Genomic DNA, 20526 nt, shown 5'->3' on the forward strand with positions numbered 1-20526 from the left:
CCCCGTCCCCGACCCGGAGCCGCTCCATGACGGTCATCCTCAACCAGTCCTTCACCGGCATCAGCATCGGTGCCGTCCTCCTGCTCATCGCGCTCGGCCTGACCCTGACGTTCGGTCAGATGGGCGTGATCAACATGGCGCACGGCGAGTTCATCATGACCGGTGCCTACACCACGTACGTCCTGCAGAAGTCCCTCAGCGGCGCCGGCCTCTCGCTGCTGGTCGCGCTGCCCGTGGCGTTCCTCGTCGCCGGTGCCATGGGGATGCTGCTGGAGTGGCTGCTCATCCGGCGCCTGTACACCCGGCCGCTGGACACCCTGCTGGTCACCTGGGGCGTGTCCCTGATGCTCCAGCAGCTCGCCCGGGACATCTTCGGCGCGCCCAACGTGCAGACCCGCGCCCCGGACCTGCTCACCGGCAACGTCTCCGTGGGCGGCGGCATCACCCTCGCCAACAGCCGGCTGTTCATCCTCGGCCTCGCCCTGCTCTGCGTCCTCGCGCTCACCCTGATCCTGCGGCTGACGCCGCTCGGCCGGCGCATCCGGGCCGTCGTGCAGAACCGGGACCTCGCCGAGGTGTCGGGCATCGCCACCGGCCGGGTCGACCGGATGACGTTCTTCATCGGCTCGGGCCTCGCGGGCGTGGCCGGGGTCGCGCTCACGCTGGTCGGCCCGATCGGTCCGACGACGGGCACCAACTACATCGTCGATGCTTTCCTGGTCGTCGTCGTGGGCGGGATCGGGCAGCTCAGGGGAAGCGTGATCACCGCCTTCGTGCTGGGCGTCCTGCAGTCGGTGCTGGAGTACTCGACCACGGTCAGCGTCGCGAAGGTGATGGTGCTGGTCGCGATCGTCGCCTTCCTCCAGTGGCGTCCCCAGGGCCTGTACACACTGCGGACCAGGAGCCTCGCATGACCACAACGACCTCTCCGGCCCCCACCGCCGTGACCGACCCGCCCGTGTCCCTGCGGGAGCGCCTGCGGGTGCCCGCCAGCTTCGCCCTCGGCGCCGTGCTCCTCCTCGGTGTCGCCCCGCTGGTCCTGTCCGACTTCCGGCTCTCCCTGCTCGCCAAGTACCTGTGCTACGCGATCGTGGCCGTCGGCGTCAGCCTGGCCTGGGGCCGCGGCGGACTGCTGGTGCTCGGCCAGGGCGTCTTCTTCGGCATCGGCGGCTACGCCATGGCGATGCACCTCAAGCTGGCCGACGCCGCCGCCACCGGCCAGGCACTGCCCGACTTCATGCAGCTGTACGGCACCGGCGACGCACTGCCCTGGTGGTGGAAGCCGTTCGCCAGTCCGGGCTTCGCGCTCGCCGCGACCGTCCTGCTGCCCATGGCGGTCGCCGCGCTGCTCGGGTTCTTCATCTTCCGGCGCCGGGTCAAGGGCGCGTACTTCGCCATCCTCAGCCAGGCGCTGGCCGCCGCCCTCGCCATCTGGCTGGTCGGCCAGCAGGCCACCACCGGCGGCACCAACGGACTCACCGACATCCAGGGCTTCTTCGGCTACGACCTCGACGACCCGGTCAACCAGCGGACGGTGTACGTCGTCATCGCCGTCGCTCTGCTGCTCCTGATGGCCCTCGCCCGCCAGCTGTTCGTCAGCCGCTACGGCGAACTCCTCGTCGCCGTACGGGACTCCGAGGAGCGGGTCCGCTTCCTCGGCTACGACCCGGCCAACGTCAAGCTCGTCGCGTACGTCGTGGCGGCGGGCATGGCGGGCCTGGCCGGCGCCCTGTTCGTGCCGGCCGTCGGGATCATCTCGCCCGCGCTGATCGGGATCGTGCCGTCCATCGGCTTCGTCATCGGCGCGGCGGTCGGCGGCCGGGCCTCGCTGGTGGGCGCGGTGCTCGGGGCGCTCGTCGTGGCCTGGGCGCAGAGCACCCTCTCCGACGCCTTCCCCGCGGGGTGGACCTACTTCCAGGGGCTGTTGTTCATCGTGGCGGTGGGCTTCCTGCCCGGCGGTCTGGCGTCGCTGCTCGCCGTCGTCCGCACCGGCCGCACCCGCACCCCGAAGGGAGAGACAGCATGAACGGCGAGGGACTGACCGTCCGCGACCTGCGCGTCACCTTCGACGGCTTCACCGCCGTCGACGGAGTGGACCTGGACATCCCGCCCGGCGATCTGCGGTTCCTCATCGGGCCGAACGGCGCCGGGAAGACCACCCTGGTCGACGCGGTCACCGGGCTGGTGAAGGCCACCGGCTCGGCCCGCTTCGGGGACCAGGAACTCCTCGGCAGGCCCGTGCACCGCATCGCCCGCCTCGGCATCGGCCGGACGTTCCAGACCGCCACGGTCTTCGAGGAACTGACCGTCCTGCAGAACCTGGACATCGCCGCCGGCGCCGGACGCGGACCGCTGACCATGCTCCGGCGCCGCAAGGGCACACCGGAACCGGTGACGAGGGCGCTGGAGACCACCGGTCTGAGCGAACTGCGCGACCGCCCCGCCGGGGCCCTGGCGCACGGCCAGAAGCAGTGGCTGGAGATCGGCATGCTGCTGGTGCAGGACGTGCGGCTGCTGCTCCTCGACGAGCCCGTCGCCGGCATGAGCCACGACGAACGCGAGGCCACCGGCGCCCTGCTGCGCCGGGTGAGCGAGGACTACACGGTCGTCGTCATCGAACACGACATGGACTTCATGCGCTCCTTCGCCCGCAGCGTCAGCGTCCTGCACGCCGGCAAGGTGCTCAGCGAGGGCACGGTCGCCGAGGTCCAGGCCGACCCCAGGGTGCAGGAGGTCTACCTCGGCCGCGCCTCCGAGCCGGAGCCCGGCGCCGGGGCCGGTCCCGAGCCCGGGGCCGCCCTCGCCCCCGTTCCCGTCGCCGAGGAGGCGTGACGCCCATGCTGGAGATCACCACCGTCCGGGCCGGTTACGACCGCACCACCGTGCTGCACGGGGTGACCGTCTCGGTCCCCAGGGACGGCGTCGCGGCCGTCCTCGGTCACAACGGCGCCGGCAAGAGCACCCTCCTGCGGGCCGCCATGGGACTGCTCAAGCCGACCGCCGGGAGCGTCCTGCTGGACGGCGAGGACATCACCCGCCTAGCCCCGCACCAGCGGGTGGCCCGCGGTATGGCGTACGTACCGCAGGGCCAGCAGTGCTTCCCGCACCTGACCGCCGCGGAGAACCTCCAGCTCGTCGCCGACGGCCGTCCCGGCGGCAAGGAGGCCGTCGGCGAGGCACTGGAGCTGTTCCCCGTCCTGCGGGAGCTGTCCGGCCGCCGCGCCGGTCTGCTCTCCGGCGGCCAGCGCCAGCAGCTCGCCATCGCCCGCGCCCTGATCACGCGCCCGCGGCTCCTTCTCCTGGACGAGCCGACCGAGGGCATCCAGCCCTCCGTCGTCGCCGAGATCGAGGAGACGATCCTCGCGCTCACGCGGCGCGGCGGCCTGTCCGTCCTGCTCGTCGAACAGCACGTGGGCTTCGCCATGCGGGCCGCCCAGCGGTACTACGTGCTGGAAGCGGGCCGGGTGACCTCCTCCGGCGAGGGCGGGGCGCGGGCCGAGGGGACGGTCCGGGCGGCCCTCAGCGTGTGAGGAGCCGCGTTTCGCCTCCCGGCCCAGGGGAAGTCGATATGCCCGTTCTGTTCTGGGAGCTGGAGCGGAAGGAGTGATCATGAGCAGTCCTGAAACCGGACGCGAGCCCGAGTCCCCGCTGGAGCAGGAGACCGGTGAGCGCGACATCCATCCCGAGGAGGAAGGACACCCGCAGCCGGACCCGTCCGGCGACAGCGAGGTCACGGACGCGCGGGAGGAGTGGGAGGAGACCGACGAGGGCACCACCGGATGACCTGAGCCGGCCCTCGTCCGACGGTCCTCAGCCGGCGGTTCCTCGTCCGACGGTCCTCAGCCGGCGGTTCCTCGTCCGACGGTCCTCAGCCGACCGTCCTCAGTTGACGGTCCCGTCCGCCGCTCCTCAGCCCGCGAGGGGGTTGGGCAGCGGCCGGTAGCGGGCGTCGGCGCCGTCCGCGCCGGTCCAGCGCAGCAGCAGGTTCGTCTTGCCGGGGAGGGTGGGCGAGGTGAGCAGGGCGGCGACCTCGGGGAAGTCGTGCCGGGACAGCTCGCGGCGGACGGCGGGCCAGGGGTCGAATCCCGGGTGACGTTCGGCCAGGGCCGCCCCGACCTCGATCAGGTGGTTGACCACCAGGCAGTACACGAGCCGTTCCCAGCCGGCCGCCCGGGACACCTCGGGCAGCAGCTTCACGCCCTCGGCGTCCCGGAACAGCGCCTGCACGGGTGTGCCGTCGGCGTCGACGGCGACCAGCGTGTTCTGCAGGTGCGCCTCCAGGACGACGCCGTGGTCGGCGAAGGCCGCCAGCGCGGGCGGCACCACCTGGGCCAGGTAGGCCTCCCACCAGGCCGCCGGATCGGCGGTGCCGTCGAGAGGACTGCCGTCGAAGCCCTCGGCCAGCCCGGCGGCGAGCAGCGGGGTCGCGCCGGACACCAACCGGTCGCGCAGTCCCTCGCGGACCAGGACGGCCAGTTCCTCGAAGGCGAAGTCCGCGGTGCGGTAGCCGGTGTCGCTCAGCCAGCGCGCCGGACCGTCGACCGCCGCCAGGGCCCGGCGTGCCGCCGTGTCCGTCCGGCGTAGCGCGTACAGGTCGTGGCGCCACAGGCGACGGATGTCGTTGGTGATGCGCACGTCGAGGCTGAACTTCAGGAAGAGGTCGCGGGCGGGCGCGTACAGCGTGCGGACCGCGGCCGTCGGCCAGGCCGCGAAGTCCGTCGTGCCGAGCCGGATCAGGCGGCCGTCCGTGAAGGCCGGGGCGAGGTCGCGGGCGGCCAGGCCGAGCTGCCAGGGGTGGGCGGGCAGCAGGCGGTAGCCGGGCGGGGCTTCGCCGAGCGCGTCGAGGGCCGAGGTGTCGCCCTCCTCCACGACCGTGTCCTCCCGCAGCCCGAGCAGCGTCAGCGGGAAGCGGGCGTGCGCCTCGGGGGCGTAGGGCAGCCAGCCGGCGACCGGACCGCCGCCGCGGGCCTTGGGCGCCGGGTGGTGGGGATGGCCGGTGACCAGGCACTGCTCGGAGCGCAGATACGGGTCGTCGGGCGGTGTCGCCCGGGCCCGCGCGGTGAGCAGAGCGGCGACCACGTCCCGGCTGTCGATCATCTCGGGGGGCAGGTCGGGGTTGGACAGACCGGTGTGCCGGACCAGTTCCTCGGCGACGAGTTTGACCAGTTCGGGGTGGCCGACGCGCCGCCAGCCGCCGTCCGCGTGCACCTCGGGCGCGGCGGGCCGCCGTGCGCCGCGCACCCGCAGGAGTCTGCCTCCGGGCAGCCGGTACACCCGGTGTGTGCCCGGTCCGGCGGGGTCCAAGACGGGCTCGGCCACCTCCCTCAGCAGGCAGTTGAGGAGGGGCGCCGCCGCGTAGGCGTCGGCGCGGTCCGCGATGTCGTCGCGGGGTGCGGCGTCATCGGCGGCGGTCGGGGGGAAGGGATCCACGCGTTCCACTCGTTCTCTGCGGTCCGTTCGGGCGGAGACGATCAGTATGTCTGTCGTCACCACCTGTCGTGACACCCCGTCCGTACCCGAGGAGCCCGACCGTGCACCGTCCCCCCACCGCCGAGGCCGAGGCCGCCGAGGAACTGGCCGCCGTACGCCCCGGCCTCGTGCCGCGCTACACGGCCGAACTGCCCGGTGCCCGCGCCGCCGTCCTGACTCGCCTGTGGCGTGCGCTCACCCATGAGCCGTTCCCGTGGCTCACGGACCGCACGGCCGGCCCGGACGACGTCACCCTGCGCCTCGCGGACGGCCGCCGGCTGCGCGGCCCGCGTCCGGACCCGTACGCCACGACGGCGTACGTCACCGCCGTACGGCTCGACGACGTGTGGTACGACGATCCGGCTCGGCTGATGACCGACCTCGTCGTACCGCACGCCACGGACTTCGCCGCCGAACTCGGGCACAGCGTCGCCTCGTTGGCGCTGTCCCGGGCCGGGCAGGAGGAGCCGCGCGCGACCCAGTGGCCCCGCGAGGACTGGGAGTGGGAGCAGCGGGTGGTCGACGGGCATCCGTACCACCCGGGCTGCCGCGCCCGGCCCGGGTTCTCGGTGGCCGAGCAGCTCGCCTACGGGCCCGAGCACCGGCCGCTGGTGCGGCTGGGGCTGCTGCCGGTCCCGGCGGGCGAGTGCCTGGTGACGGGCGCCTGGCCGGACGAACTGACCGACGGGGGACGGCTGTTGCTGCCGGTGCATCCGTGGCAGGTGGAGCATGTGCTGAAGCGGACGTGCGGGACCGGTCCGGACGCGCACCCGCTGATGTCCCTGCGCACGCTGGCGCTGCCCGACGGGGGGCCGCACGTCAAGACCGCGCTGAGCGCCCGGCTCACCTCGTCCGTGCGGGACATCTCGGTGTACTCGATCGGCCTGTCCGCGACCCTGTCGGCGTTCGCCCAGACGCTGGCCGCCCGCCTGGACGGTCTGCTGCACGTCACCCGCACCCTGGGCGCGGCCACCGCCGACTCCCCCGACCTCGCCGCGGTGTTGCGGGAGTCGCCGCAGGCCTGCGTCGCGCCGGGCAGCGGTGAGCGCGTGGTGCCGGTGGCCGCCCTGCCCGCCACCGGGCTGCCGGCCGACCCCGCCTGGCTCGCCGGCTTCGCCCGGCTCGCCCTCACCGTGGGACTGCGGCTGCTGGACCTGGGCGTGGCCCTGGAGGCGCACGGACAGAACCTGCTCGTCGTCCTGTCTCCGACGGGCACCCCCCTGCGCCTGGTCTACCGGGATCTCGCCGACATCCGGGTGAGCCCGGCCCGGCTGGCCCGGCACGGCATCGCGGTGCCGGAACTGACCGGCCGGATCGTCACCGACGACGAAACGACCCTGCGGCGCAAGCTGTTCGGGTCGCTGGTGGCCGGCGCGCTCGCGGGTACGGCGGGTTCGGCGGCGGCTCTGGGCGGGGCCCTGGAGGCGGCCGTACGGGATCTGCCGCGCACCCCCGATCTCGCCGCGCTGCGCGAACGGCCGCTGCCGGCCAAGGCGTTGACGTTGATGCGGCTGTCTCCGGGGACACCGGGCGACCAGTGGACCGGGCTGCCCAACCCCCTGCGCTGAACGGCCGTTTTGGAGCGCGGCACCGCTGGTCAATAGGATCCGCCGATGATCACAAGTAAACGGCCGGCGGCGGGAGTGTGCGCCCTGCTCGCCGCCCTGACGGCCGGGATCGTCTTTCCGGCCGCGGCCCTCGCCGGTGAACCCACCGGCGACGCGCCCAAGGTCGACCTCGTCCTCGACGTGAGTGGTTCCATGCGGGCCCGGGACATCGACGGCGGCACCCGGATGGCGGCGGCGAAGCAGGCCTTCAATGAGGTGCTGGACGCGACGCCCGAGGAGGTCCAGCTCGGCATCCGGACCCTGGGCGCCGACTACGCCGGCGACGACCAGAAGACGGGCTGCAAGGACACCGCGCAGCTCTACCCGGTCGGCCCGCTGGACCGCACCGAGGCGAAGACGGCGGTGGCGACCCTCTCCCCCACCGGCTGGACCCCGATCGGCCCGGCGCTGCTGAAGGCGGCCGACGACCTCGACGGCGGCACCGGATCCAAGCGGATCGTGCTGATCAGCGACGGCGAGGACACCTGCGCCCCGCTGGATCCGTGCGAGGTGGCCCGCGAGATCGCCGCGAAGGGCATCGGTCTGACCATCGACACCCTCGGGCTGGTCCCCAACACCAAGATGCGGCAGCAGCTCAGCTGCATCGCGGAGGCCACCGGCGGCACCTACACGTCGGTGCGGCACACCGACGAACTGACCGACAAGGTCAGCCAGTTGGTGGACCGGGCGGCCGAGCCGGTGGTGACGCCGGTGGCGGTCGAGGGTGCCACCGGGTGCGCCACGGCACCGGCCGTCGAGTCCGGGCTGTACACCGACCGCGAGGAGTTCGGGCGGCAGCGCTGGTACCGGGTGGACGTGGAGCCCGGCCAGGAGCTGCGGGCCTCGGTGAGCGTGGGCGCCGACCGGGCCGTGAACCCCTCCTACGGGGTGCTGCTGCGGGCGGTCACGACGCACGGCCGGGAGATCGTGCGCGGCGAGGCGGCGGGCGACGGCCGTACCGACGTGGTCTCGACGGGGCTGCGGTACCCGAAGGCGGAGCGTGACGACGCCGCCGACGCCGCCGAGACCGTGTGCCTCCAGGTCACCCACTCCTTCTCGGCGGCCTCCGGCGTGAAGACCACGCCCGGTCTGCCGCTGGAGCTGACCATCGACGTCGTGGACGGGCCGTCGCCCGCGAGCGACGTGGCCTCCTTCGGCCTCGGGCGCGGCTGGTGGCTGCTGGGCGCGCTGATCCTCACCGGCTTCCTCGCCGGTCTCGTCTGGGGCTGGCTGTCGCGCTGGCGGCTCGCGGTCTGGAGGACCAACTGATGCGGATCACCCGCGTGTTGAGCGCATCCCTGCTGATGCTCGGGCTGGCCGCCTCCCCGGCCGCGGCCGACGCCTCGCCGTCCCCGGCGGACAGCGACGCGCCCACCGCCGCCGGCACCTCGTTCCGTACGGCCACCGAGATCGAGCAGGGGCGGACGGCCACGGCGGACGGGTCCGCGGGCGACTACCTGTACTGGGCGTTCCCGGCGGACGCGGGACAGCGCCCCACCGTCGAGGCGACGGTGCGGCTGCCCGGGACGCACGCCGCCGAGACCTGGCAGCTCGACGTGTACGACGGTCTGCGCCGGCGCCAGTCCTGCCAGTACGGCGCGCAGACCCGCACCGCCGCGGCGGGCACCGCCTCCGTGCGGCTGGCGTGCACGCTGCGCACGGTCCGCGCCTGGTCGGAGCCGTGGGCGAACGACCCGCTGCCCGGGACGTACTACGTGCGGCTGACGGCCGTCGGCCTCACGACCGCCGACCTGGGTCTTCCGGTCGACGCGCAGGTGCGGGTCGCCTCCCGGGACATCGGCGGTTCGGCCGCGGTGGACGGCTCGCTGGGCGAGCCGCTGGTGCCGGGCATCGCGGTCACGTCGAAGGCGGAGCAGGACGGTGCGGCGGACTCCGCCGTGCTGTCCGGCATCGACCCCGATGACGGCTGGTCCTCCGGCTGGTGGTCCGACCGGTGGGTGTGGACCGCGGTGGGCGGCGTGCTGGCCGCGCTCGCCGGTGTCGGCGGGTACACGCTGACCCGCGGGCCGGGGCGGCCGGCACGGGTGCCACCAGGAGCGTGACGAGGCGTCAGAAGGCCCGCCTCCAGCGGGCCTTCATGCCTGTCACGCCTCCCGGAACCCCACGCCTCCCAAGCCTCCCGCCTCCCTGATCCTCACGCCTCCCTGAGCGCCTTCGCCGGTGTGCCGTCACCGGTCACCTCCACCCGCCCGGTCCGCACCGCCTCCAGGACGCTCAGCTCGCCCCGCCCGATCGCCGTGCAGGTGCCGGTGTCCAGCACCAGCCGGGCGTCCGGCTCCCGCGGGGCGGGCCCGTCGCCGTAGACGGGCCCGTCCTCGGCGCCGACGTACAGATGGAAGTTCCCCTCCTCCAGCCGTACGTCGACGAGGCCCTCGCCCTCCAGCGACCGCAGCAGCGGCAGCGCGAACCAGTGCGCCCGTACGGCGTCGGTGGGCCGCCGCTCGCCCAGCCCGGCCTGCCCCCATCGCCCCAGCGCCTGGAGCACCGGCAGCAACTCCCGCCCGCGCCCGGTGAGTTCGTACACGTACGCCGCGCCGGGCGGCGGCAGCCGGCGCCGGGTCGTCAGGCCGTCGCGCTCCATGTCCTTCAGCCGCGAGGCGAGTACGTCCGTGCTGACGCCGGGCAGGTCCGCGTGCAGGTCGGTGTAGCGGCGCGGACCGCCCAGCAGCTCCCGGACGATCAGGAGCGTCCAGCGGTCGCCGACGACGTCGAGCGCCCGGGCGGCGGAACAGTACTGGTCGTAGCTTCGGCGAGGTGGCATGCGACGCAGTCTAAACAAGTTGTTGGACTTTCCAAGCTCACACTTGGTAAAACCAAGCAACACCACATACCGGAGGGGCGTAAGCGCATGGAGTTCCGGCAGTCGAACAAGCTGAGCGAGGTCTGTTACGAGATCCGCGGCCCGGTGATCGAGCAGGCCGACGCGCTGGAGGAGGCGGGCCACAGCGTCCTCCGGCTGAACACCGGCAACCCCGCCCTGTTCGGCTTCGAGGCGCCGGAGGAGATCCTCCAGGACATGATCCGGATGCTGCCGCGGGCGCACGGCTACACCGACTCGCGCGGCGTCCTCTCCGCCCGCCGGGCGGTCGCCCAGCGCTACCAGGCCCTCGGCCTGGAGGTCGACGTCGACGACGTCTTCCTCGGCAACGGCGTCTCCGAGCTGGTGTCCATGGCCGTACAGGCGCTGATCGAGGACGGCGACGAAATCCTCGTCCCCGCCCCGGACTTCCCCCTCTGGACGGCGGTGACGACCCTCGCGGGCGGCAGGGCCGTCCACTACCTGTGCGACGAACGGGCCGACTGGTACCCGGACCTGGACGACATGGCGGCGAAGATCACCGACCGCACCAAGGCCGTGGTCATCATCAACCCGAACAACCCCACCGGCGCGGTCTACCCGAAGGAGATCGTCGAGGGCATCCTCGACCTCGCCCGCCGGCACGGCCTGATGGTCTTCGCCGACGAGATCTACGACCAGATCCTGTACGACGACGCCGTGCACCACTCGGCCGCCGCCCTCGCCCCCGACCTGGTGGTCCTGACCTTCTGCGGCCTGTCGAAGACCTACCGGGTGGCGGGCTTCCGCTCGGGCTGGCTGGTGATCACCGGCCCCAAGCAGCACGCGCGGAACTACCTGGAGGGCCTGACCATGCTGGCCTCCATGCGGCTGTGCGCCAACGCGCCCGCGCAGTACGCCATCCAGGCCGCGCTCGGCGGCCGCCAGTCCATCCGCGAGCTGACGCGTCCCGGCGGACGCCTGCACGAACAGCGCACCGTGGCCTGGGAGAAGCTCAACGAGATCCCCGGCGTGTCGTGCGTGAAGCCGAAGGGCGCGCTGTACGCCTTCCCCCGCCTCGACCCCAAGGTGCACAAGATCCACGACGACGAGAGGTTCGTCCTGGACCTGTTGCTGCGGGAGAAGATCCAGGTCGTCCAGGGCACGGGCTTCAACTGGCCGACGCCGGACCACTTCCGCATCCTCACCCTCCCCCACGCGGACGACCTGGAGGCGGCGATCGGCCGGATCGGGCGGTTCCTGAGCGGCTATCGGCAGTGACGTGCGCCTCGGGCCGGAGCCCGGGGATTCCGGCCTTCTCGATCGTGCCGGCGGTCTCCTAACCTGGGCCGCATGAGTGATCTCTTTCTGGTACGGCACGGTGAGACCGAGTGGTCGCGATCAGGGCGGCACACCGGCCTGACGGACGTCCCGCTGACCGAGCGCGGCCGTGCCGAGGCACGCCGGCTGGTGCCGCTGATCCGTTCGCACCGGATCGGAGCCGCGTTCGTCAGCCCGTCGCAGCGGGCCCGCGAGACGGCCGAGCTGATCGGCCTGCACGACGTGCGGGTCGACGCGGACCTGCACGAGTGGGACTACGGCGGCTACGAGGGCATCACCACCGTCGAGATCCAGCGCACCCGGCCGGACTGGTTCCTATTCACGGACGGGGTGCCGCCGGGTCCGCCGGACCGCCCCGGGGAGACCCCGGAGCAGGTCGGGGAGCGCGCCGACCGCGTGCTGGCCAAGGTGGACGCCGCGTTCGCCAACACCGAGGGGTGTGTGGTCCTGGTGGCGCACGGCCATTTCCTCCGCGTCCTCACGGCCCGCCGGCTCGGGCTGCCGCCGTCGGGCGGCGCGCTGTTCCAACTGGCCACGGGGGCGCTGAGCCGGCTGGGCACGGAGCACGGGCGGCCGGTGATCGCCGGGTGGAATGTCAGAGCCCCGTCGTAGTCTCGGACGTACTGGCAAAGGGGCCCCGGACCCGGGGTCCGGGCGGGGGTCCGGCGTCCTCCGCCGCACCGGGAAGGAGCGTGCCGTGACCCGACCGCCGACCGCCGCGCAGCGGCGTGTCATCGACGCCGCCGATCCCGTCACCGGGCGGCTCAGGGGGACGGACGCACAGCTGGCGGCGCTGGTCAGGCAGGGGCTCGCCTTCCGGCATCCGCGACCGCCGCACGACCACTTCCTGACCCCGGCCGGGCATCGGATACGGGAGGAGGTCACGCCGGCGCCCGAGGCTCCCGTGGAGAGCGCCGGGTCCGGGGTGTTCGCCGCGCGGGTGGGCGGTGAACCGGACGCCCCCGAGGCCGGCCCGTCCCGGACGCGTGAGGTGCACAGCGCCTGGCAGGGCATGCTGGAGCTGCGCCGGATGACCCGGCCCGACGGGGCCACGGACCAGCCGTGCGGCTGGGAGCGTACGCATCTGGTGCAGGCCGCCGCGCTCGCCCTGGAGGCCGCCGGACACCGCCCGGCGGGGCGGAACGGCACCGACGGGTACCGGGTGCGCGCGACCCCGCAGCCGGAGGCCGTCGCCGTGCACGCGCCGGACACCGAGGAGCTGCGGGCCTGCGCGGCCACCCTGGAGAAGGCGGGCTGGCAGGCGGGCGAGCACACGGAGCCGCGGACGAGGGCCCGCTATCTGCTGGCGTCCCCCCGCCGGGCGTGATGAGCATGCCAAGATCAGTGGAGCAGAACGTCCACGACGAGAAGGGGAAGCCGTGACCGAACCGTTTTCCGTCCCGGTGACCGTCCGAGGGTACGAGACGGACGTGCAGGGCCACCTCAACCAGAGCGTGTACATCAACTACGCGGAGCACGCCCGCTGGTCGCTGCTCGCGGCGGCCGGCATCAGCCAGACCGGTCTCATCGGCGAAGGCGTCGGCCCCGTGGCGCTGGAGACGACCATCCGCTACCGGCGCGAACTGCTCGCCGGCGACGAGGTCGAGGTGACGTGCGACTTCGTCTGGGGCGAGGGCAGGACGTTCCGCATCGAGCAGACCATCCGCCGGACGGACGGCACGGTGGCTGCCGAGATCACGGCCGTCGGCGGCCTGATGGACCTCAAGGCGCGCAAGCTGGTGGCGGATCCGCGGGCACACTTCAAGGAACTGGCGTCGGATCCGAGCCTGTTCGGCCTCTGAGCCGGGCGCCCGCCGGGGTGTCCTGTGCCGTCCCCCGCGCGGCGAAGCCGGCCGGCCGGGGTGGAAGTCGAGGGACGGCGCGACACCCTGGTCGTCGCTCCGCGCACCCGGCCCCCCGGCCCGCGGACGCGGACAAGCGCGTGATGTCCTGCGTCCAGGTGCGCCTCGGCCCGGGACCGCGCGCCCACTGCTCGGCACGCCGACGGTCGAACTCGCCGGGCGGGCCGTGCCGTTGGGCGCGCTGCCCGCACGGCTGACCCCGGCCGCCACCGACGCGCGCACCCGGCTGTTGCGCGCGCCGCCGTCGACGCCCTGTCCACCCGGCCGGATCACGCCCCCGGGACGCCGCGAGGCGGACCGTGAACTGGCGGTGGGGGGGACGGCAGTCGCGCATCCTGTTCGGCGACGGCGTCGGAATCTCGCCGCATCACCACGCCCGCGTCGCACGCGGCCGACGCTTCCCGGGCCGAAGCGGCCGCCGTCACCGGCTGCTGCGACCAGTCGCGCATGACGTCCGACGTCCGCACCCTGATGGGTGTGCCGCCCGGGTCGTTCTGCACCGGGCGGCTGCCGGACCCCCGGCCCTGCCAGGCGTTCGGGCGAGGGTGACGTTCGCCCCCCTGCCTCGCCGCGTGCGGGACCGTGACCGTTCCGGGGCACGCACGGAAGTGCGTGCCCCGGACGCGGCCGCCGTGGACCCCGCTCGGGTCCACGGCCACCGGTCGGGAGCCGTCCCTCCCGACCGGGGCTCAAGTGCCGTGCGTGACTACGGAGTCACCGCGCGGCGATGGCCGCCAGCCGCTGCGCCTCCGCCCGTGTGGAGCGGGCGATGGCGTCCTCGTCCGCGGTCAGCAGCCGGCCGTCCTCGACGATCTGGCGGCCGTTCACGAAGGAGGCCGTGACCGGGGCCGCCGCGCCGAGGACCAGTGCGGTCACCGGGTCGGCGATGGAGGCGTGGGCCAGTGTGTCCAGCTTCCACAGCACCAGGTCGGCCAGCTTGCCGGGCTCCAGCGAGCCGATCTCGCGTGCGCGGCCGAGGACCTGGGCGCCGCCGTAGGTGCCGAGCCGCAGCGCCTGGCGGACGTTCAGGGCGGCCTCGCGGTGGGCGCCGAGGCGGTTGATGAGGAGCGCGTTGCGCAGCTCGGTGTGGAGTTCGCCGGACTCGTTGGACGCCGTGCCGTCGACGCCGAGGCCGACCGGGACGCCGGCCGCCAGCAGGTCGGGGACCCGGGCGATCCCGGCGGCCAGACGGGCGTTGGACGACGGACAGTGGGCGACACCGGTCCTCGTACGGGCGAAGGCGGCGATGTCGGCGTCGTTCATGTGGACGCAGTGCGCCATCCACACGTCCTCGCCGAGCCACCCGGTGGACTCGAAGTAGTCGGTGGGGCCCATGCCGAACAGTTCCTTGCAGAACTGCTCCTCCTCCACGGTCTCCGAGCCGTGGGTGTGCAGCCGTACGCCGAGGCGGCGGGCCAGCTCGGCGCCCTGGCTGAGCAGTTCGGTGGAGACGGAGAAGGGCGAGCAGGGCGCGACGGCGACCTGGGTCATCGCGTCGAAGGAGGCGTCGTGGTACTGCCCGACGGTCTCCTCGGTGGCGGCGAGGGCGCCGTCCAGTGTCTCCACGGCGAAGTCCGGCGGCAGCCCGCCGTCCTTCTCGCTGCGGTCCATGGAGCCGCGGGCGAGGGTGAAGCGGACGCCCATCTCGCGGGCGGCGCCGATGATCGCGCCAGACAGGTCACCGGAGCCCCGCGGGTACACGTAGTGGTGGTCCATGGCGGTGGTGACGCCGCCGCGGGCCATCATCGCGAGCGAGCCCTGGGCGGCCGCGCGGACCATCCGCTCGTCGATGCGGGCCCAGGTCGGGTACAGCGCGACGAGCCAGTCGAACAGGTTGTGGTCGGTGGCCAGGCCCCGGGTGATCCACTGGTAGTAGTGGTGGTGGGTGTTGACCAGGCCCGGGGTCACGAGGTGCCCGGTGGCGTCGATCCGGCGGTCGACGTTCTCCAGGCCCTCGGGGGCCCTGCCCGCGCCGAGCGACTCGATGCGGTTGCCGGCGACGACGACGTGTCCGCTCGCGTACTCGGTGTCGTGGGCGTCGACGGTCGCGATCGCACAGTTCTCGATGACGATGCGCCGGTCTGCTGCCATGATGCGTCCTTTTCGCTCAGTGGTCTCAGTGGTCTCACTGCATCCCTGGGGTCTCACGCCGGTCCTGCGGTCTCACTGCTCTCTGTCGTCTGTCGTCTCTGCCGTCTCTGGGGAAAGGGCACGGCAGGACCCTGGAGAGGTGAGTGCCGTGGCCGGGGCGGGCGGGGAGGGTTCCCCCGGCCACGGGCGCCGAGCAGGGGGCGGATCAGAGGTTGGTGAGGTCCACCGGGATCCTCGGCTCGCAGCCGTCCCGCAGGACGGTCGCCTCGATCAGGCCGTAGGGCCGGTCGGCGGCGAGGTACACGGCTCCGTCGTCGGTGGCGTTCTTCAGCCCGAACGGCTCCAGGTCCACCAGGAAGTGGTGCTTGTTCGGGAGGGAGAAGCGGACCTCGTCGATCTCGTCGCGGTGGTCGATGATCCGCGCGCCCATCTGGTACAGGGTCTGCTGGAGCGACAGCGAGTACGTCTCGGCGAAGGCCTCGAGCAGGTGCTTCCTCGTCTGCTCGTAGGACTCGTCCCACTGGGGCGGCTGCCGGGCGTCGTCGCACCAGCCGAAGCGCCAGCGGGCGGAGACCTGGGTGGCCAGGATGCGGTCGTGGGCCTCGGGCAGCGTCGTGTACTTGTCCTTGACGTAGCCCCAGAACTCGGAGTCGGTCGAGTTCATCACGACCAGGTCCTTCAGCCCCGACACGACCTCCCACGACGAGCCGTCGTAGGTGATCTGCGCCAGCCGGGTCTCCTGGCCCTGGCGGACGAAGGAGTGCGCGCCCTCACCGGCGTTCTCGATCCGCTCCCAGGCGTACTCCTCGATCCGGATCCGGGCCCGGTGGATCGGCTCCTGCGAGGTCACGAAGTGCCGGGCGAGGTGGATGCCGAACTGTTCGGCGGACTCGATGCCGTGCTCCTTGGCGAACGCGTACACCGTGTTCTTGGTGGTGTCGGTCGGCAGGACGTTGGCGTTGGAGCCGGAGTAGTGGACCTCGTCCATGTCGCCGCTGAGCGACACGGACACGTTCAGGTCCTTGATGTGGTGGGTGGCGCCGTCCCGCGTGATCTTGACGACCCGGTTCTCGGCCTTGCCGTACTGGTTCTGTCCCAGGAACACCGGACGGGCCGGGCGGGAAGTGTCTGCCATGGTCTGCTAGCTCCCTCGGTAAACGGAGTAGCCGAACGGGTTGAGCAGCAGCGGCACGTGGTAGTGCTCGCCCGGCACGACGGCGAACGTGATCGCCACCTCCGGGAAGAACACTCCAGGGCCGCTGTCCCGATTCGCGGGGGCGTCCTGCTGCGCATCGGCTCGCTGGTGCTGGACGTCCGGCTCGAAATACGCCTCCACGGCGAAGTCGAGCCGTACGTGGGTGGTTCCCTCCGGCAGCGCCGGGAGGTCCTTGCACCGCCCGTCCGCGTCGGTCGCGGACCCGCCGAGCGCCTGCCAGTCCGCGTCCCGCCCGAGGCGGGCGGAGAGCTGGACGGCGACGCCCTCGGCGGGGCGGCCGGCACTGGTGTCGAGGATGTGCGTCGACACCGAGGCGGTGGTGCTGGTGCTCATGTCAGGCGTCCTCTTCCGTCCTCGTCCGTCCTCTTCCGGCTTCTTCAGTTCTCGCCGGCGATGCGGGCCAGGCGGATCCGGTTGATCCTGCCCAGCTCGGTGCGGACGATCTCCCGCTCCCGTTCCGGCGGGTTCCCGATCCGCTCCCTGGCCGCGTCCCGCATCTGCTCACCGGTGCGGCCGGTGGCGCAGATCAAGAAGACGTGGCCGAACTTCTCCTGGTAGGCCAGGTTCAGTTCGAGCATCTCCGCCTTGAGCTGCTCGGAGGCGCCGGCCATGCCGCGTTGTTCGCGTGCGGAGGCGGGATCGCCCGGCCGGGGGCGGCCGATCGGCGGGTGTCCGGCCATCGCCTCCGCCAGGTCACCGGCGGTCAGCTCGGCCGTCGCCGCGTCACTGACGGCGTAGAGCTCGTCGGCGGTGGCGTAGGGGCGGGCGGCGAGCAGCCGCTTCGCCCATGCCGTGGAGGCGCACACCTCGTGCAGCGCGGCGTAGGCCGCGTGCTCCTCCAGGGCGTTGAACCGGGCCAGACCCGGGGGCGTGGAAGTCGACGTCACGGGAGCCTCCGTGGCCGGGAACGGCCTTCGTGCTGATCGGACTGCCGCCAGCTAACGCTCTCCCGAAGACGGCGTCAACATTTTGTTGAAAATTCCGGGTAACGAAGCCCGGTCCGGACAGCGCAGCCCGGCCCGCCCGAAGGCCCCTCCCGCCCGAAGGCCCCTCCCGCCCGAAGGCCCCTCCCGCCCGAAGGCCCTTCCCGCCCGGAAGCCGGGCCCGCCCGCCGGGACCGCCCGCCGGTCAGGACTCCTTCTCGCGGTTGAGGTAGTTGTAGACCGTGAAGCGGCTGACTCCGAGCGCGCCGGCCACGGTCTCCACCCCGTGCCGCACGGAGAAGGCGCCGCGCGCCTCCAGCATCCGCACGACCTCCTGCTTGGCCTTGCGGTCCAGATCGGCCAGGGGTTTGCCTTTCTTGCGCTCCAGGGCGGCCAGGATGTGATCGAGGGAGTCCGCGAGCTGCGGCAGGCGTACGGCGACGACGTCGACGCCCTCCCAGGAGAGCACCACGTCGTCGGGGCCGGCCTCGTCGGAGGGGAGCAGCTCGCCGCCCATCGCGTCGACCAGCGGCTTCACGGCCGCGATGAAGGGCTCGTCCCCGGCGGCGGTCACTTCTCGCCCTCTCCGGCGACGCCCCGACCGGCGACGCTCTCCCCGATCACGTTGAGCTGGAGCGAGATCCGGGTGGCGCCGGATTCCAGGGTCCGGCGCAGCAGGACGTCCACGGCGGTGAGCACGGCGTCGGCACCGCCTTCCACCGTGTTGCCGAACGGGCCGACGTCCACCGCGTCCAGGTCGGCCGCCTCGACGACCTCGCGGGCCACCACCGCGTGCGCGGGCGCCTCGTCGAGGTCGAAGGGTTCGGTCGTGAACTCCACTCTCAGTCGCACTGTGCCCCCATGGCATCGCAGCGGCCCGCGTGTGTCCCCGGCCCGCAGGCGCACGGCACGGGAGGCGTGACGCGTGACCGGCCGGCCGCCGGTCGCCGTGACGCCGTCGCAGGTCATCACCCTCACGACGGCTCAGTCCGGGCCGCCGCACAGCCGACCCTAGCCCACACGTCCCGCCGAGGCGCCTCCGCTTCGTCACGCTCTTCGTCATGCCCTTCGTCACGCGAAGACGCCGGGCAGGGCCCGCACCGTTCCCGCCCGCCGTCGGCCGCCCGCCGACGGACCACCGGCCGCCGAGCGCGCCCTCGCACCCACCGCCCCGGCGGCCGGCCGCCTCCGCCGCCCACCGCCTGACGTGCGCGCCGTTTCCGCCGAGCCCTCTTGACAAGCTCCGACACCCGACGGCAGTCTTCCAATAAGCAGAAAAGAACTTCCACAATACGGAAACTTGCTACGGAAGGGAGCGCCGGCCTGATGGGATTCACAGAGCAGCGCCTCGCAGAGCAGCGCTTCACCGTCAACCTGTCGATCCTCTTCACGGAGCTCCCGCTCCTGGAGCGCCCCGCGGCCGCCGCCGCGGCCGGCTTCACCGCGGTCGAGCTGTGGTGGCCCTGGGCCGACTCCCCCGCCCCCGACCGGTCCGAGCTCGACGCCCTGAGGAGGGCGGTCGTGGACGTGGGCGTCCGGCTCACAGGCCTGAACCTCTACGCCGGACAGCTGCCCGGCCCCGACCGCGGCGCCCTGTCGGTCCCGGGCGCGGAGGCGGAGCGGTTCCGCGCCAACATCGACGTGGCGGCCGGGCTCGCCGAGAGCCTGGGCTGCACGGCGCTCAACGCGCTGTACGGCAACCGCGTCGACGGCGTGGACCCGGCCGAGCAGGACGCGCTCGCGCTGGAGAACCTGGTCCTCGCCGCCCGGGCCGCCGACCGGATCGGCGCGGTCCTCCTGATCGAGACCCTCAACAAGACCGAGTCGCCGCTCTACCCGCTGGTGAGCGCCCCGGCCGGCATCGGCGTCGTCGACAAGGTCAACGACGCGACCGGACTCGGCAACGCGAAGTTCCTGATGGACCTCTACCACCTGGCCATGAACGGCGAGGACCTGCCGTCGGTGATCGAGCGGTACACCGCCAAGACCGGCCATGTGCAGATCGCCGACAACCCCGGGCGGGGCGCGCCGGGCACCGGATCACTCCCCCTCGCGGACCTCCTCGGCCACCTGCGCAAGGCCGGCTACGAGGGCTGGGTCGGCCTGGAGTACAAGCCGGGCGACCGCCCGAGCGCGGCAGCGTTCGACTGGCTGCCCGCCGAGGCCCGAGCCGCTCGCTGAGCGCCCGCTCATCGACGTAGAACCGCAGTCAGAGAGGCACCCGCATGACCACGAACCTCCCGAAGATCGCCTGGATAGGGCTGGGCATCATGGGTTCCCCCATGTCCGAGAACCTCCTCAAGGCGGGTTACGACGTCACCGGCTTCACCCTGGAGCGGGACAAGCTGGACCGGCTGGCCGCCGCCGGGGGCACGGCCGCCGGTTCGATCGCCGAGGCCGTCCGGGACGCCGACGTCGTGATCACGATGGTTCCCGCCTCCCCACAGGTCGAGGCCATCGCGTACGGACCGGACGGCATCCTGGAGCACGCGCGCTCCGGCGCCCTGCTGATCGACATGTCCTCGATCACCCCGCAGACCTCGGTCGACCTGGCGAAGGCGGCCCGGGACAAGGGCATCCGCGTGCTGGACGCGCCCGTCTCCGGCGGTGAGGCCGGTGCGGTCGAGGCCGTGCTGTCCATCATGGCCGGCGGCGAGCAGGCCGACTTCGACGAGGCCGGGCCGATCTTCGAGGCGCTCGGCAGGACGATCGTGCTGTGCGGACCGCACGGCGCGGGCCAGACCGTGAAGGCCGCCAACCAGCTGATCGTCGCCGTGAACATCCAGGCGTGCGCCGAGGCCGTGGTCTTCCTGGAGAAGTCGGGCGTGGACCTGAAGGCGGCGCTCGACGTCCTGAACGGCGGTCTGGCCGGCTCCACCGTGCTGGCGCGCAAGAAGGACAACTTCCTGAACCGCGACTTCGAGCCGGGCTTCCGGATCGACCTGCACCACAAGGATTTGGGCATCGTCACGGACGCCGCCCGCGCGGTCGGCGCCGCCCTGCCCGTCGGGGCCGTGGTCGCCCAGCTGGTCGCGAGCCTGCGGGCGCAGGGCGACGGCGGGCTCGACCACTCGGCCCTGCTCCGGGCGGTGGAGCGCCTGTCCGGCGCCCGGGTCTGAGCCAGACTTCCGGTCCGCGGCGGCGCTGACATCTGTCCTGTCGCGCCCAGGCGCCGCCGCGGACCGGAACCCCGTCCCCGGCCTCGACGACCTGTCGAGGC

At 72.9% G+C, this 20526-nt stretch carries 22 protein-coding genes; 14 read left to right on the forward strand and 8 right to left on the reverse strand.

Annotated features, from left to right (window positions below; translation table 11 throughout):
• Positions 1-26 precede the first annotated feature (26 nt).
• The 5 genes from urtB to ACWD0J_RS11925 all read left to right on the forward strand — a co-directional run bounded on the left by urtB (position 27) and on the right by ACWD0J_RS11925 (position 3783).
• Positions 27-914 carry an urea ABC transporter permease subunit UrtB gene (gene urtB / locus ACWD0J_RS11905; RefSeq protein WP_451495628.1) on the forward strand — a complete coding sequence of 296 codons (888 nt, stop codon included), beginning with the start codon at positions 27-29 and terminating at the stop codon, positions 912-914.
• Positions 911-2026 carry an urea ABC transporter permease subunit UrtC gene (urtC, locus tag ACWD0J_RS11910; protein ID WP_451495629.1) on the forward strand — a complete coding sequence of 372 codons (1116 nt, stop codon included), beginning with the start codon at positions 911-913 and terminating at the stop codon, positions 2024-2026. The genes urtB and urtC overlap by 4 nt, the downstream gene beginning before the upstream one ends.
• Positions 2023-2832, forward strand: coding sequence for an urea ABC transporter ATP-binding protein UrtD (gene urtD, locus ACWD0J_RS11915; RefSeq protein WP_451495630.1), 810 nt, complete (start codon positions 2023-2025; stop codon positions 2830-2832). The genes urtC and urtD overlap by 4 nt, the downstream gene beginning before the upstream one ends.
• A gap of 5 nt (positions 2833-2837) precedes the next feature.
• Positions 2838-3530 (forward strand): urea ABC transporter ATP-binding subunit UrtE, encoded by a 693-nt coding sequence (gene urtE, locus ACWD0J_RS11920; protein ID WP_451495631.1) that lies wholly within the window; start codon positions 2838-2840, stop codon positions 3528-3530.
• A gap of 79 nt (positions 3531-3609) precedes the next feature.
• Positions 3610-3783 (forward strand): hypothetical protein, encoded by a 174-nt coding sequence (locus ACWD0J_RS11925; RefSeq protein WP_451495632.1) that lies wholly within the window; start codon positions 3610-3612, stop codon positions 3781-3783.
• Between the two features lie 126 nt (positions 3784-3909).
• Here the strand turns inward: ACWD0J_RS11925 and ACWD0J_RS11930 are convergent, their stop codons facing one another.
• The gene (locus ACWD0J_RS11930) at positions 3910-5439 is read right to left on the reverse strand and encodes an IucA/IucC family protein (RefSeq protein WP_451495655.1); all 1530 of its coding nucleotides are present in this window, start codon (positions 5437-5439) and stop codon (positions 3910-3912) included.
• Positions 5440-5531: 92 nt separating this feature from the next.
• Here ACWD0J_RS11930 and ACWD0J_RS11935 point away from each other — a divergent pair, with 92 nt between their 5' ends.
• The 3 genes from ACWD0J_RS11935 to ACWD0J_RS11945 are packed head-to-tail and all read left to right on the forward strand — an operon-like array spanning position 5532 to position 9139.
• A complete protein-coding gene (locus ACWD0J_RS11935) occupies positions 5532-7037 on the forward strand; it encodes an IucA/IucC family protein (RefSeq protein ID WP_451495633.1) in 1506 nt (501 codons plus the stop codon).
• Positions 7038-7082: 45 nt separating this feature from the next.
• Positions 7083-8345 (forward strand): vWA domain-containing protein, encoded by a 1263-nt coding sequence (locus ACWD0J_RS11940; RefSeq protein ID WP_451495634.1) that lies wholly within the window; start codon positions 7083-7085, stop codon positions 8343-8345.
• Positions 8345-9139 (forward strand): hypothetical protein, encoded by a 795-nt coding sequence (locus tag ACWD0J_RS11945; protein ID WP_451495635.1) that lies wholly within the window; start codon positions 8345-8347, stop codon positions 9137-9139. Before ACWD0J_RS11940 ends, ACWD0J_RS11945 begins: the two co-directional genes overlap by 1 nt.
• 92 nt (positions 9140-9231) lie before the next feature.
• Here the strand turns inward: ACWD0J_RS11945 and ACWD0J_RS11950 are convergent, their stop codons facing one another.
• Positions 9232-9858, reverse strand: a complete 627-nt coding sequence (locus ACWD0J_RS11950; RefSeq protein WP_451495636.1) for a winged helix-turn-helix transcriptional regulator — start codon at positions 9856-9858, stop codon at positions 9232-9234.
• Between the two features lie 87 nt (positions 9859-9945).
• On the opposite strand from ACWD0J_RS11950, the gene ACWD0J_RS11955 reads away from it, so the two are divergent.
• From ACWD0J_RS11955 to ACWD0J_RS11970, 4 genes are all read left to right on the forward strand, one after another.
• Entirely contained in the window at positions 9946-11154 is a 1209-nt protein-coding gene (locus ACWD0J_RS11955; RefSeq protein WP_451495637.1) for a pyridoxal phosphate-dependent aminotransferase, read from the forward strand.
• Between the two features lie 72 nt (positions 11155-11226).
• Entirely contained in the window at positions 11227-11826 is a 600-nt protein-coding gene (locus tag ACWD0J_RS11960) for a histidine phosphatase family protein (RefSeq protein WP_451495638.1), read from the forward strand.
• An 85-nt stretch (positions 11827-11911) separates the two neighbouring features.
• The gene (locus tag ACWD0J_RS11965) at positions 11912-12541 is read left to right on the forward strand and encodes a hypothetical protein (RefSeq protein ID WP_451495639.1); all 630 of its coding nucleotides are present in this window, start codon (positions 11912-11914) and stop codon (positions 12539-12541) included.
• A 52-nt stretch (positions 12542-12593) separates the two neighbouring features.
• Positions 12594-13016, forward strand: a complete 423-nt coding sequence (locus ACWD0J_RS11970) for an acyl-CoA thioesterase (RefSeq protein ID WP_451495640.1) — start codon at positions 12594-12596, stop codon at positions 13014-13016.
• 774 nt (positions 13017-13790) lie between these two features.
• Here ACWD0J_RS11970 and ACWD0J_RS11975 read toward each other — a convergent pair.
• The 6 genes from ACWD0J_RS11975 to ACWD0J_RS12000 form a co-directional block, all read right to left on the reverse strand.
• Positions 13791-15167 carry an 8-oxoguanine deaminase gene (locus ACWD0J_RS11975; protein ID WP_451495641.1) on the reverse strand — a complete coding sequence of 459 codons (1377 nt, stop codon included), beginning with the start codon at positions 15165-15167 and terminating at the stop codon, positions 13791-13793.
• A gap of 205 nt (positions 15168-15372) precedes the next feature.
• Positions 15373-16302, reverse strand: coding sequence for a factor-independent urate hydroxylase (gene pucL / locus ACWD0J_RS11980; protein WP_451495642.1), 930 nt, complete (start codon positions 16300-16302; stop codon positions 15373-15375).
• 6 nt (positions 16303-16308) lie between these two features.
• Complete coding sequence (uraH, locus tag ACWD0J_RS11985; RefSeq protein WP_451495643.1) at positions 16309-16716, reverse strand: hydroxyisourate hydrolase; 408 nt, start codon at positions 16714-16716, stop codon at positions 16309-16311.
• A gap of 44 nt (positions 16717-16760) precedes the next feature.
• Positions 16761-17270: a 2-oxo-4-hydroxy-4-carboxy-5-ureidoimidazoline decarboxylase gene (gene uraD, locus ACWD0J_RS11990; RefSeq protein WP_451495644.1), complete on the reverse strand. Its 510-nt coding sequence runs from the start codon at positions 17268-17270 to the stop codon at positions 16761-16763.
• A gap of 241 nt (positions 17271-17511) precedes the next feature.
• On the reverse strand, positions 17512-17880 hold the full coding sequence (locus ACWD0J_RS11995) for a helix-turn-helix domain-containing protein (protein ID WP_451495645.1): 369 nt from the start codon (positions 17878-17880) through the stop codon (positions 17512-17514).
• On the reverse strand, positions 17877-18158 hold the full coding sequence (locus tag ACWD0J_RS12000; protein ID WP_451495646.1) for a hypothetical protein: 282 nt from the start codon (positions 18156-18158) through the stop codon (positions 17877-17879). The genes ACWD0J_RS11995 and ACWD0J_RS12000 overlap by 4 nt, the downstream gene beginning before the upstream one ends.
• Before the next feature lie 474 nt (positions 18159-18632).
• Between ACWD0J_RS12000 and ACWD0J_RS12005 the strand changes: the two genes are divergently transcribed.
• Together ACWD0J_RS12005 and ACWD0J_RS12010 are read left to right on the forward strand one after the other, a co-directional pair.
• Positions 18633-19487 carry a TIM barrel protein gene (locus ACWD0J_RS12005; protein ID WP_451495647.1) on the forward strand — a complete coding sequence of 285 codons (855 nt, stop codon included), beginning with the start codon at positions 18633-18635 and terminating at the stop codon, positions 19485-19487.
• Positions 19488-19531: 44 nt separating this feature from the next.
• Positions 19532-20425 carry a 2-hydroxy-3-oxopropionate reductase gene (locus ACWD0J_RS12010; RefSeq protein ID WP_451495648.1) on the forward strand — a complete coding sequence of 298 codons (894 nt, stop codon included), beginning with the start codon at positions 19532-19534 and terminating at the stop codon, positions 20423-20425.
• The last annotated feature ends 101 nt before the right edge of the window (positions 20426-20526 follow it).

The sequence above is a fragment of the Streptomyces sp. NPDC003011 genome, assembly GCF_053591515.1.

Coding starts and splice junctions, on each gene's coding strand:
- urtB (WP_451495628.1), top strand. CDS start 27: ATGACGGTCATCCTCAACCAGTCCTTCACCGGCATCAGCATCGGTGCC.
- urtC (WP_451495629.1), top strand. CDS start 911: ATGACCACAACGACCTCTCCGGCCCCCACCGCCGTGACCGACCCGCCC.
- urtD (WP_451495630.1), top strand. CDS start 2,023: ATGAACGGCGAGGGACTGACCGTCCGCGACCTGCGCGTCACCTTCGAC.
- urtE (WP_451495631.1), top strand. CDS start 2,838: ATGCTGGAGATCACCACCGTCCGGGCCGGTTACGACCGCACCACCGTG.
- ACWD0J_RS11925 (WP_451495632.1), top strand. CDS start 3,610: ATGAGCAGTCCTGAAACCGGACGCGAGCCCGAGTCCCCGCTGGAGCAG.
- ACWD0J_RS11940 (WP_451495634.1), top strand. CDS start 7,083: ATGATCACAAGTAAACGGCCGGCGGCGGGAGTGTGCGCCCTGCTCGCC.
- ACWD0J_RS11945 (WP_451495635.1), top strand. CDS start 8,345: ATGCGGATCACCCGCGTGTTGAGCGCATCCCTGCTGATGCTCGGGCTG.
- ACWD0J_RS11950 (WP_451495636.1), bottom strand. CDS start 9,858: ATGCCACCTCGCCGAAGCTACGACCAGTACTGTTCCGCCGCCCGGGCG.
- ACWD0J_RS11955 (WP_451495637.1), top strand. CDS start 9,946: ATGGAGTTCCGGCAGTCGAACAAGCTGAGCGAGGTCTGTTACGAGATC.
- ACWD0J_RS11960 (WP_451495638.1), top strand. CDS start 11,227: ATGAGTGATCTCTTTCTGGTACGGCACGGTGAGACCGAGTGGTCGCGA.
- ACWD0J_RS11975 (WP_451495641.1), bottom strand. CDS start 15,167: ATGGCAGCAGACCGGCGCATCGTCATCGAGAACTGTGCGATCGCGACC.
- pucL (WP_451495642.1), bottom strand. CDS start 16,302: ATGGCAGACACTTCCCGCCCGGCCCGTCCGGTGTTCCTGGGACAGAAC.
- uraH (WP_451495643.1), bottom strand. CDS start 16,716: ATGAGCACCAGCACCACCGCCTCGGTGTCGACGCACATCCTCGACACC.
- ACWD0J_RS12005 (WP_451495647.1), top strand. CDS start 18,633: ATGGGATTCACAGAGCAGCGCCTCGCAGAGCAGCGCTTCACCGTCAAC.
- ACWD0J_RS12010 (WP_451495648.1), top strand. CDS start 19,532: ATGACCACGAACCTCCCGAAGATCGCCTGGATAGGGCTGGGCATCATG.